The organism is Janthinobacterium sp. BCJ23 (assembly GCF_059617945.1).
This window is the reverse complement of sequence record NZ_JCAQAW010000001.1, coordinates 1233798-1245448: the sequence shown is the minus strand read 5'-3', so window position 1 is coordinate 1245448 and position 11651 is coordinate 1233798. Positions and strand designations below refer to the sequence as shown.

The window sequence follows — 11651 nt, the reverse complement described above, 5'->3', positions numbered from 1 at the left end:
TTCCAGTGTACTTTAGATAATGTTGCTATGCGCTATTGAAAACGGACGCATGCGTGTGCAGCAGGGCCAGCGGCGCGCGCCTGCCAGCCAGGTATTCGTCCACGCACTGCAGCACCAGCGGGCTGCGGTGGCGCTCCTGGCACGCGGCCAGCTCGTCGCGCGTCATCCACAAGGTGCGGATGATGCCTTCGTCCAGCGGGCGGTCATGCTCGGCGCCGGCCGTGCCGCAAAAGGTGAAGCGCAAGTAGGTCACGTCCTCGCCCGTGCGCAACGACTGATAGCGCGACATGTACATGCCGACCAGTGCCGTGGGGATGAAATCGTAAGCCGCTTCTTCCAGCGTTTCGCGGATCACCGCCTGCTCCAGCGACTCGAACGGGTCGAGGTGGCCGGCCGGCTGGTTGATCTTGATGCCTTCGCTGGTCTCTTCTTCAATCAGTAAAAACAGGCCGTCGCGTTCGACGATGGCGGCAACGGTGACAGAGGGTTTCCAGATTCTCGGCATGATTCCATCCTTGAAAGAGCCGACATTTTATCTTGTTCTGCGCGCGCGGTTTGAAGCCGGCCTTTTGTTGCGCGGACATATTGATAAATGACAACGTTTTAGCAAATAGCGGTGGGAGGTACTTACGTCTGTCCCGGGGAGCGCACTAGCATGGGGGCTTAGTCGGCAAGAGGGTAGCAAGCGCCCGCTAATATAGGCTTTCCCTGTGGTCAAAACAAGCGCGTACGCGTGCTCGACTGTGGTGAGATTGACACACCTTTCCCACAATATGGTCGCCATACCGCATGGCGGAACAAGGATTGGTATTACGGGTAAATTAGTGTCGTACGACTAAAAGTTGCTGCTTCACAAACGTTTAACGCGCTGCTTTCCGTGTTAGATTCTAGTCAGTTTATCAATTAGCGGAGGCATCATGAGGATAGGCATACCGGCCGAAACACGGCCTGGTGAAACGCGGGTGGCGGCAACGCCCGAGACAGTCAAGAAGCTGGCAGCCAAGCATCAAGTCGTCGTGCAGTCCGGAGCGGGCCTGCAAGCCTCGATTCCCGACGACGCTTATGCCGCCGCCGGCGCGCAGATCGGCACCGCCCGGGAAGCCTATGGCTGCGCCATCGTGCTCAAGGTGCGCGCGCCCGATGCCGATGAACGGGCCCTGATGGCCAGCGGCACGGTGCTGATCGGCATGTTGAACCCGTTTGACGCCGACAATATCGCCGCCATGGCCACGGCCGGCCTGTCCGCCTTCGCCCTGGAAGCCGTGCCGCGCATCACGCGCGCGCAGTCGATGGACGTGCTGTCCTCGCAAGCGAATATCGCCGGCTACAAGGCCGTGCTGGTGGCCGCGAATACCTACCAGCGCTTCATGCCGATGCTGATGACGGCGGCCGGCACCGTCAAGGCGGCCCGCGTGCTGATCATGGGCGTGGGCGTGGCAGGACTGCAGGCGATCGCCACGGCCAAGCGCCTGGGCGCCGTCATCGAAGCGTCCGACGTGCGCCCGCCCGTCAAGGAACAAGTGGAGTCCCTGGGCGCCAAGTTCCTCGACGTGCCTTTCCTCACCGATGAAGAAAAAGAGATCGCCAAGGGTTCGGGCGGCTATGCGCGCGCCATGCCGGCCGACTGGATGCGCCGCCAGGCCGAACTCGTGCACGAACGGGCGAAACTGGCCGACATCATCATCACCACCGCGCTGATTCCCGGCCGCGCCGCGCCCGTGCTGATCTCCGAAGAAACGGTGAAAGCCATGAAACCGGGCTCCGTCATCGTCGACCTGGCCGTCGAGCAGGGCGGCAATTGCCCGCTGTCGGAACTGGGCAAGACCGTGGTCAAGCACGGCGTCTACATCGTGGGCGAGCCGAACCTGGCCACCCTGGTGGCGGCCGACGCTTCGGCCCTGTATGCGCGCAACGTGCTGGACTTCTTGAAGCTCATCATCGACAAGGACGATCAATTGCTGATCGACCGCGAGGATGAAATCATCAAGGCCAGCCTGGTTTGCGCAGGCAATGACATCCTCAGAAAATAACGCGGCGCCGGAGAGAACAACATCATGGAAATCAGTCACACCATCACCAACCTGATCATCTTCGTGCTGGCCATTTATGTCGGCTACCACGTCGTCTGGACCGTCACGCCGGCGCTGCATACGCCGCTGATGGCCGTCACCAATGCCATTTCCGCGATCATCATCGTCGGCGCCATGCTGGCGGCCGGCCTGACCGATGGCCCGCTGGCGCAAGTGGCCGGCACCCTGGCCGTCGCGCTGGCCGCCGTCAACGTATTCGGCGGCTTCCTCGTCACGCAGCGCATGCTCGAGATGTTCCGTAAAAAAGAACCGAAGGCCAAGCAAGGAGCAAAAGAATGAGTCACGCCATGAGCTTCGTCACCATGAACCTGGTGACGATGATGTACCTGATCGCCTCGGTGTGCTTCATCCAGGCCCTGAAAGGCCTGTCGTCGCCATCGACGGCGCGCCGCGGCAATGCCTTCGGCATGAGCGGCATGGCCATTGCCGCCGTCACCACCGTGGCGCTGATCCTGAAACTGAAGGAGCAGCAAACGGGCGGCATGGGCCTGACCCTCGTCATCATCGGCATCGTCACGGGCGGCGCCATCGGCGCCTACCTGGCGAAAACCGTGGAAATGACGAAGATGCCGGAACTGGTGGCGGCCATGCACTCGCTGATCGGCCTGGCCGCAGTGTGTATCGCCGTGGCGGCCGTGTCGGAACCATGGGCTTTCAATATCGCCAAGCATGGCGAGGCGCTGCCCATCGGTAACCGCTTCGAACTGTTCATCGGCACCTTTGTCGGCGCCATCACCTTCTCCGGTTCCGTGATCGCCTTCGGCAAGCTGTCGGGCAAATACAAGTTCCGCCTGTTCCAGGGCGCGCCCGTCAGCTTCAAGGGCCAGCACATGCTCAACCTCGTGCTGGCGCTGGTGATGGTGGGACTGGGCCTGGCGTTCTGCTTCGCCGATGGCGTCGAACCGGCGTGGACGCCGTTCATCGTCATGACCCTGATCGCCTTTGCGCTGGGCGTGCTGATCATCATCCCCATCGGCGGCGCCGACATGCCGGTGGTGGTGTCGATGCTCAACAGCTACTCGGGCTGGGCCGCGGCCGGCATCGGCTTTTCGCTGAATAACTCGATGCTGATCATCGCCGGTTCGCTCGTGGGATCGTCTGGCGCGATCCTGTCGTACATCATGTGCAAGGCCATGAACCGCTCGTTCTTCAACGTCATCCTCGGCGGCTTCGGCGGCGATGCGCCGGCGGCCGGCGCGGCCGGTGCGCAGGAACAGCGGCCCGTGAAATCGGGTTCGGCCGACGATGCCGCCTTCATCATGAGCAATGCGGAAACCGTCATCATCGTGCCCGGCTACGGCCTGGCCGTGGCGCGCGCGCAGCACTCGCTGAAGGAACTGGTGGAAAAGCTCACGCACAAGGGCATCACCGTCAAGTATGCGATCCACCCCGTGGCGGGGCGCATGCCGGGCCACATGAACGTGCTGCTGGCCGAGGCGGAAGTGCCATACGACCAGGTCTTCGAGATGGAAGACATCAACGGCGAATTCGGCCAGACGGACGTGGTGCTGGTGCTGGGCGCGAACGACGTCGTCAACCCGGCGGCGAAAGATCCGAAATCGCCGATCGCCGGCATGCCGATTCTGGAAGCGTATAAAGCCAAGAGCATCATCGTCAACAAGCGTTCGATGGCGTCCGGCTATGCGGGCCTGGACAACGACCTGTTCTACCAGCCGAACACGATGATGGTGTTTGGCGATGCGAAGAAGGTGATCGAGGATATGCTCAAGGCCGTCGAATAAGCACGGCTTGCAGCGACCGCACGGCCCGCCTTGCGCGGGCCGTTTTTATTGGGCCGCCACTACCTTGTTGCGGCCCTGGTGCTTGGCCGCGTACAGGGCCTTGTCGGCATCGGACATGGCCGCATCCAGCGTGGCACCGGCCGTCAGGGACGCCACGCCGATGCTGATGGTCACCTGAAGTTCGCCGCCATCGGGCAACGGCGTGATGGCGGCGGCCACGGCGGCGCGGATGCGTTCGGCCACCCTATGCGCCTGCTGCAGGCTGGCGTCGGGGAACAGCAGGCCGAATTCCTCGCCACCGAGGCGCGCCGCCACGTCGGTGATGCGTCCCGTGTCGCGCAGCGCCTGCGCCACCGTGCGCAGTACGGCGTCGCCCACGGCATGGCCGTAGCGGTCGTTGATCTTCTTGAAATGGTCGAGGTCGGCCACGCCCACGGTCAGGGCGGCGCCGCTGCGCGCCGCGCGCGCCATCGCCTGCTCGGCTTGCGCTTCATACGCGCGCCGGTTCGGCAGCGACGTCAGCGCATCGTGCAGCGCCTGCTGTTCCAGCTGCGCCAGCAGGCTGGCGTTCTTTGCCGCCAGTTCGCGCCGTTCGCGCACGTCGAGCAAGAAGGCGCCGAAATAGCGGATGCCGTCGACCACGCCCAGGTCCATCGCCTTCATTTCGATGGGGATCATCTGCGTGTCGCGGTGGCGGATGGCGAATTCGCGTATCTTGCCCAGCACGCTGGACGTGCGCGAGCTGCGGATGTAATTGATCACGTGATTGTCGTGCTGCGCGCCGACGGCGTCGGGCAGCAGGCCGTTCAAGGTCTGGCCCAGCAATTCCCCGCTCGCATAGCCCGACAATGCCTGCATGGCGCCATTGATATAGCGGATGCGGCAATGCTCGTCGATGATGATGACGGCGTCGAGGGCGTCTTCCAGCAGGCGGGAAAAGAGCACTTCGGGAAGAGCGGCAGGCGGTGCTGCGGGCAATACATCTGTCATGGAACGGTCGCCAAAAGCCAGGTGACAGCCATTGTCGCATCCGCGGGCCGTTTATTCCATGCCGGATATGTTCCCTGTTTCTTTTTCGCCCCAGCTCTTTCCTTATTGTTAAGCCTTATCGGCGGCCGTACATCATCAGCCCAGCCAGTGCCCTGCGTGCAGGGGAAAATACGTCCAGCAAACCCAGCGACAGGCCCAGCAAGCCTTGCGTGGGGGCGCTGCCCGTGAAGATGCGCGCCATGGTGTCGGTGACGCGCACGGTCAGCCCCCGGTCGGTCTGGCGCAGGCTGGCGTAGCGTTCCAGCCCGGCCGGACTGCCGTCCTGCGCCAGCACGCGGGCCAGCACGGCGGCGTCGCGCAAGCCCAGGTTCAAGCCTTGTCCCGCCACCGGGTGCAGGGTTTGCGCCGCATTGCCGATGGCGACCGTGCGCGCCGTGCCGTTCGCCTGCGCGTTCAAGCCCAGCGGATAGGCCAGGCGCGCCGTCGTGTGCGTAAAGCGTCCCAGCCGGCTGCCGAAGGCGGCGCCCAGGCGGGCCAGAAAGGCAGCGTCGTCCAGCGCCAGCAATTGTTCTGCACGCGTGGGCGGCACGCACCACACGAGCGCGTAGCCGTCGTCCTGCGGCAGCAGGGCCAGCGGGCCTTCGTCGGTGAAGCGCTCATACGCGCGGTGGGCGATGGGGCTGCTTGTGCGCACATGGGCGATGATGGCGCTCTGGCCATAGTCGCGGCTGACGGCGCGTTCCGGCTGCTGGCCGAACAGGCCGCCCTCGGCTTGCACCAGCAGGCTGGCGCGCAAGCTCGACGCGGCGCCCGCCTGGTCGATCTGCACGCTCACGCCATCGGCGTCTTCCACGCTGCCCGTCACCAGCGCCGGGCGCAGGCTGGCCACGCCCAGGCGCTCGCACACGTCGGCCAGCGAACTGACGACGGCGCCGTAACGGGCCACATAACCGAGCGCTTCGACGCCATGCTCGCTGCGGTCCATCAGGCTGCGCCCGAACTGGCCGCGGCGCGAGACGTGGATTTGATGGATCGGTGTCGCTTCCACGGGCCAGGCGCCCGCTTCCTCGAGAATCTGGCGGCTGCCGTGCGACAGGGCGATGGTGCGCGGATCGCGCCTCGCTTGTTCGATGGATTTGGCGTCGATCAGGGCGATGCGAGCGGCGCGGTTGCCGCGCTGTACCAGCAGGGCGGCCAGCGCCATGCCGACGGGGCCGGCGCCGCAGATGGCGAGATCGAAAGTGGACGGTGTATGCATGCGGCGTCGTTAATCCTGTGACATCAGTTGTTCGATTTCAGTGACGCTCTTCGGCGCCGTGCTGAAGACTTCATGGCCTTGCGGCGTAACCAGCACATCGTCTTCGATGCGGATGCCCGTATGCCAGAACTGCTCCGGCACGCCCGGGCCAGGACGCACATAGATGCCCGGTTCCACCGTCAGCACCATGCCCGCTTCGAGCGCGCGCCACGGCTTGCCGGGGGTATCCGTGTCGCGGTAGGCGCCCACGTCGTGCACGTCCATGCCCAGCCAGTGGCTGGTGCCGTGCATGTAGAAGGGCATATAGGCCTTGTCGGCGATGACGTCCTGCGCGCCGCCGCTTTTTTGCCGGTCCAGCAAACCGAGGTCCAGCATGCCCTGCGCCAGCACCTGCACGGCCGCCTCGTGGATGGCGCTGTGCGGCAAGCCGGGGCGCACCATGTCCAGCGACGCTTGCTGCGCGGCCAGCACCAGTTCATACAGCGCCCGCTGCGGGCCGCTGAAACGGCCGTTGACGGGCCAGGTGCGCGTGATGTCCGAGGCGTAGCCATCGAGTTCGCAGCCGGCGTCGATCAATACCAGCTCGCCGTCTTTTAATACCGCGTTGTTGGCGCTGTAGTGCAGGATGCAGGCGTTGCCGCCACCGGCCACGATGGAGGAATAGGCGGGAAACTGCGCGCCGCTGCGTCGGAATTCGTACAGCAGCTCCGCTTCGAGCGCATATTCGTGCATGCCGGGACGCGTGGCGCGCATGGCGCGCACGTGGGCTGCGCTGGAAATGGCGGCCGCGCGGCGCATCAGGTTTTGTTCTTCCGTGTCTTTCAGCAGGCGCATGGCGTCGAGCATGCCGTTGATGTCATGCGCGATGGCGGGCGCCGTGACGCCGCTGCGGGCCTTTTGCCGCACATTGTTTCGCCAGACCTTGACCTGTGCATCGAGGCTGCCGCCCAGCGCATAGTAGATCGCGGGGGAGTCGGCCAGCAGGCGCGTCATTTCCACGTCGAGTTCCTCGATGGGGAAGGCGCTGTCAAAACCGAACGTGGCGCGCGCCGCCTCGGGGCCATGGCGGAAACCGTCCCAGATTTCGCGCTCCGTATTCTTGGCGCGGCAAAACAGGATGGTGCGCGCGGGCGCCGTGGCGCTGGCGGCCACCAGGGCCACGGCGCTGTCGGGTTCCGTAAAGCCGCTCAGGTAATAGAAATAGCTGTCATGGCGATACGGATAATCGCAATCGCTGTTGCGCGGCACTTCGGGCGCCGTGGCGAGAATGGCCACGCTGCCCGGCAGCATCTGCGCCAGCAGCGCCGCGCGCCGTGCCGCGTAATTGGCCATCATGCGGCAGGCGCCTTCGCTGCCACGCCATTGAGCACATCGAGTTGCGCTGGCGTACCCACATTGGTCCATTCGCCGGTATAGACTTCACCGCCCACGCGGCCCTGGTCCGCATACCGGCGCAGCAAATCGCCGAGTTTGGCGTGGCTGCCGGGCGCGATGCCGTCGAACATTTCAGGACGGTACACGCCGATATTGGCGAAGGTCCACTTGGTGTCGTCCGTATTGTTGATCGCGAACAAGGTCAGGCCGAAATCCCCCTTCGGGTGGAAGTCGGGATTGGGCACCAGATAGGCCCAGGCGATATCGCGTTGGTCGGCCGGGTACGGCGTGCCCAGCACATCCTTGTCGGCCAGCACGTCGAGCACCTGCTTGAAATCGAAATACGGGCAATAGATGTCGCCGGAAATGGCGAGGAACGGTTCCTCGCCCAGCAAGTGGCGCGCCTGGGCGATGCCGCCCGCCGTTTCCAGCGGCGTGGTCTCGGGCGAATACGCGATGCGCGCGCCGTACGCGCTGCCGTCGCCCAGGGTCTCCTCGATCAAATGGCCCAGGTGCGAATGGTTGATGACGATGTCCGTGATGCCGGCGCGCACCAGGTTCAGCACATGCCAGACGATCAGCGGACGGCCGCGCACTTTCAGCAGCGGTTTGGGACAGGTATCGGTAAGCGGACGCATCCGTTCACCGCGGCCTGCGGCAAAGATCATGGCTTTCATGGGGTACTCGTTTTCTGATTCATTGTAAATTGCTCTGAAGTGATCAGAATGTATAGCCGACTTGCGGCGTTTTGTTCTCAAGAGCATCGAGTAAACGCACCAGCGGCTTGAGTTCCGTATAGCGGTTGGCTGTCTTGCGCACGTAATCGAGCACGGTTGGCAGGTCGCCCATGTACAGATCCTTGCCGTCGCGGTAATTCAGGCGCGCGAACAGGCCGAGGATTTTCAGGTGGCGCTGCAGCGCCGTGAATTCGAAATCGCGGTAGAAGGCGTCGATGTCGGGATTGACTGGCAAGCCCAGCTGCTTGGCGCGCTGCCAGTAGCGGATCACCCAGTCGAGCACCAGTTCCTCATCCCACTGGATATACGCGTCGCGCAGCAGCGAGGCGATGTCGTAGGTGACGGGGCCGAAAACGGCGTCCTGGAAGTCGAGGATGCCGGGATTCGGGATGGAGCCATCGTTGATGTGCATCAAATTGCGCGAATGGTAGTCGCGGTGCATGAATACTTGCTGCTGCGACAAGATATTCGCCGTGATGGCTTCGAAGACCTTGTCCAGCTGGGTTTGTTGCACATCCGTCAAGGTGGCGCCCAGGTGCTTGCCGATAAACCATTCCGGGAACAGATTCATTTCGCGCAGGATGAAGGCGCGGTCGAATTCGGGCAGTACGTCGGGTTGGCTGGCCAACTGGATTTTCATCAAGGATTCCAGCGCTTCGGCGTACAGCACGCTGGCGTTGTCGTGGTTCAGGGCGTCGAGATAGGTGGTCGTGCCCAGGTCGGAGAGCAGCAGGAAGCCCTGCTCCAGGTCTTGCGCGATGATCTCGGGCACGGACACGCCGGCGCCTTTCAGCAAGCCGGCCACCTTGACAAAGGCGGGCACGTTTTCGCGCTCGGGCGGCGCATCCATGGCGATCAGTGTACTTCCTGGCAATGTTGTGTTGCCTGGCAGCACATCGAGACGATAGTAGCGGCGGAAGCTGGCATCGCTGGAAGCGGGGCGGGCGGATTCGGGCGCGACGAGGTTAAGCGAGGTCAACCAGGCTTTCAACAGGGTCAGGCGAGCGTCGGCGGAGGCCGGCGCGGCGGAGGAATTGGGGGAGAATGACATTAAGCGGCCTGTGGAATCGGGTTGATGGTGCAGATTCCCATATAATAAGGGATTCAAATCAAAAAATCGCCTGTCAATGGTGCTTGCCCCTTCCAATTCATGAGCTGGTTTTCGGCCTCCCCCCCTTCGCAGCGCTGGGCTTTCGCCATCAGCGCGCTCGTCGCCGCCACGACGGTGCCTGTCCACGCCCAGAAAGCACCGCGTCCCGTGCATGTGGAAGATCCCGACGCGCCCACCGTCATGACGGCGAACAGCATGAACGGACGACCGGAAAGAGAGATCAATCTCGACCAGAATGTCGTGATTGAGCGCGGAAAAACCACAAAAATGACGGCCGATACAGCTTGTTACAAACAAGTTGAAGATCAGTTCGACGCCGAGGGCCATATCAAGATGTGGCGTTTCGGCGATTACTACACGGGCGACGTCCTGAAGCTGAACATGGAGACCGGCAAGGGTTTCCTGCTCAACCCGACCTATCGCTTCGAAGTGGGCGGCGGCCAGGGCAAGGCCGAGCGCGTCGACTTCATCAATCCAGACGAAGCCACTGTGATCGACGGCACGTACAGTACCTGCGAAGGGCCGAATCCGGACTGGTACCTGAAATCGAGCACTTTGAATCTCGATACGGGCCGCGACGTGGGCACCGGCAGCAAGACCATCATCTATTTCAAGGACGTGCCGATCCTGGGCACGCCGGGCATTTCGTTTTCGCTGTCGGGTGCGCGCCGCTCGGGCTGGCTGGCGCCCACGCCGGGCTTTGCCTCGAAGAACGGCTTCGAGCTGCTGATGCCGTATTACGTGAACATCGCGCCGAACCGCGACCTGACCCTGTTCCCTCGCTACATCCAGCGGCGCGGCATCCAGCTCGGTGCGACGGGCCGCTACATGGGCGAGACGGATGCCGGCTTGTATGGCGGTGAAACGTCGTTTGAATTCTTGCCTAACGACAAGCAAACCAAGACCAACCGCTACATGATCAAGTCCAAGCATGAGCAGGCGCTGGCCAAGGGCTGGACTTATAGCTGGGATCTGCGCGAGGCGTCGGACAATAATTACCCGAACGATTTCTCGAAAACCGTCGCCTCCGCCACCGAGCGCCAGTTGCTGCGCGAATTGCGCACCGATTACCGCACCGAGGACTGGAGCCTGACGGCACGCGTGCAGAATTACCAGGTGCTGCAGGATCCCGATCCCAATGTGGTCGTGCCACGCCCGTATGACCGCTTGCCGGCGGTGAACTTCCACGCAGGCAAATACGACGTCTGGGGCGGTTTCGACTGGACCTTCGACGCGGAAGCGACGCGCTTCGCGCATCCGACCCTGGTGCAAGGCTCGCGCCTCGTGGCCGTGCCGCAGGTGAGTTTCCCCATCATGCGCCCTGGCTACTTCATCACGCCCAAGCTAATGCTCAATGCGAGCGCGTATCAACTCGACAATGACGCTCGGACCAAGGCGCTGTTTAAGGACACCTCGTTTACGCGCGCCGTGCCGACCTTCTCGGTCGACAGCGGCCTGGTGTTTGAACGCGACACGAATCTGTTTGGCGCCAAGGGTGGCACGCAAACCCTGGAGCCGCGCCTGTTCTACGTCTACACGCCGTACCGCGACCAGTCGCAGTTCCCGAACTTCGATACGGCCGATGGCACGTTCAACCTGACGCAGATCTTCACGGAAAACCGTTTTGTCGGCAGCGATCGCATCGGCGACGCCAACCAGGTCACGGCCGCCGTCGTCTCGCGCTTCCTGCAATCGGACGGCACGGAGCGCATGCGCCTGACTTTCGGCCAGCGTTTCTATTTTGCCGACCAGCGCGTGCAGCTCAATTCGACGACGCCCGTCAACCAGTCGCGTTCGGATATCCTGCTGGCCGCAACGGGCCGCGTGTCCGAGACTTGGACCGCCGACAGCCTGTTGCAGTACAATCCCAGCGATCGCCGCCTGATGAGCTACAACTACACCTTGCAATATCAGCCAGGGCCGAAGAAGGTATTGAATTTCAGTAACCGTTTTCAGCGTGACGTCCTGCGCAATGCGGAAGTGTCGACGCAATGGCCGTTGACGGACCGGCTGTATGGCGTCGGCCGCATCAGTTACTCCATCAAGGATCGCAGCATGCTGGAAAGCCTGGTCGGCCTGGAATACAAGGGCGACTGCTGGGTGTTCCGCATGGGCGCGCAGCGTTTTGTGACGACGACCAAGACTGTCTCGACGCCGATCTTCTTCCAGCTGGAATTGACGGGCTTGTCGAATGGCCTGGGCCTGGGTGCGAATGGCCTGGAAACTTTTACAAAAACCATCCCTGGTTACCAGACATTGAGCCAGCCACTCCGTTAAGATAGGCACCGTTGCCGCCGCCGGTGTTCCCGGCGCTGGCACAAACCGGTTTTTTTATTCACCTGAACTCAT

At 62.8% G+C, this 11651-nt stretch carries 10 protein-coding genes; 4 read left to right on the top strand and 6 right to left on the bottom strand.

Going from position 1 to position 11651, the window contains the following annotated elements; genetic code table 11:
* Positions 1-25: 25 nt before the first annotated feature.
* Positions 26-505 carry an NUDIX hydrolase gene (locus AC54AG_RS05605; protein ID WP_034745637.1) on the bottom strand — a complete coding sequence of 160 codons (480 nt, stop codon included), beginning with the start codon at positions 503-505 and terminating at the stop codon, positions 26-28.
* A 412-nt stretch (positions 506-917) separates the two neighbouring features.
* On the opposite strand from AC54AG_RS05605, the gene AC54AG_RS05600 reads away from it, so the two are divergent.
* The 3 genes from AC54AG_RS05600 to AC54AG_RS05590 are packed head-to-tail and all read left to right on the top strand — an operon-like array spanning position 918 to position 3832.
* Positions 918-2030 (top strand): Re/Si-specific NAD(P)(+) transhydrogenase subunit alpha, encoded by a 1113-nt coding sequence (locus AC54AG_RS05600; protein ID WP_072457269.1) that lies wholly within the window; start codon positions 918-920, stop codon positions 2028-2030.
* Positions 2031-2054: 24 nt separating this feature from the next.
* Complete coding sequence (locus AC54AG_RS05595; protein WP_034745644.1) at positions 2055-2369, top strand: NAD(P) transhydrogenase subunit alpha part 2; 315 nt, start codon at positions 2055-2057, stop codon at positions 2367-2369.
* Between the two features lie 8 nt (positions 2370-2377).
* Positions 2378-3832 carry an NAD(P)(+) transhydrogenase (Re/Si-specific) subunit beta gene (locus AC54AG_RS05590; protein WP_092712002.1) on the top strand — a complete coding sequence of 485 codons (1455 nt, stop codon included), beginning with the start codon at positions 2378-2380 and terminating at the stop codon, positions 3830-3832.
* A gap of 45 nt (positions 3833-3877) precedes the next feature.
* Here the strand turns inward: AC54AG_RS05590 and AC54AG_RS05585 are convergent, their stop codons facing one another.
* The 5 genes from AC54AG_RS05585 to AC54AG_RS05565 all read right to left on the bottom strand — a co-directional run bounded on the left by AC54AG_RS05585 (position 3878) and on the right by AC54AG_RS05565 (position 9242).
* Positions 3878-4822: a GGDEF domain-containing protein gene (locus tag AC54AG_RS05585; protein WP_081368390.1), complete on the bottom strand. Its 945-nt coding sequence runs from the start codon at positions 4820-4822 to the stop codon at positions 3878-3880.
* Positions 4823-4937: 115 nt separating this feature from the next.
* Entirely contained in the window at positions 4938-6080 is a 1143-nt protein-coding gene (locus AC54AG_RS05580) for a UbiH/UbiF/VisC/COQ6 family ubiquinone biosynthesis hydroxylase (protein WP_496629675.1), read from the bottom strand.
* A 9-nt stretch (positions 6081-6089) separates the two neighbouring features.
* The gene (locus AC54AG_RS05575) at positions 6090-7412 is read right to left on the bottom strand and encodes an aminopeptidase P N-terminal domain-containing protein (protein ID WP_496629720.1); all 1323 of its coding nucleotides are present in this window, start codon (positions 7410-7412) and stop codon (positions 6090-6092) included.
* Positions 7412-8131 carry an N-acetylmuramate alpha-1-phosphate uridylyltransferase MurU gene (gene murU, locus AC54AG_RS05570; RefSeq protein ID WP_338680007.1) on the bottom strand — a complete coding sequence of 240 codons (720 nt, stop codon included), beginning with the start codon at positions 8129-8131 and terminating at the stop codon, positions 7412-7414. The genes AC54AG_RS05575 and murU overlap by 1 nt, the downstream gene beginning before the upstream one ends.
* 43 nt (positions 8132-8174) lie before the next feature.
* Positions 8175-9242: an aminoglycoside phosphotransferase family protein gene (locus AC54AG_RS05565; protein ID WP_070302866.1), complete on the bottom strand. Its 1068-nt coding sequence runs from the start codon at positions 9240-9242 to the stop codon at positions 8175-8177.
* Positions 9243-9341: 99 nt separating this feature from the next.
* On the opposite strand from AC54AG_RS05565, the gene AC54AG_RS05560 reads away from it, so the two are divergent.
* Positions 9342-11579 (top strand): LPS-assembly protein LptD, encoded by a 2238-nt coding sequence (locus AC54AG_RS05560; RefSeq protein WP_070302867.1) that lies wholly within the window; start codon positions 9342-9344, stop codon positions 11577-11579.
* Positions 11580-11651 lie beyond the last annotated feature (72 nt).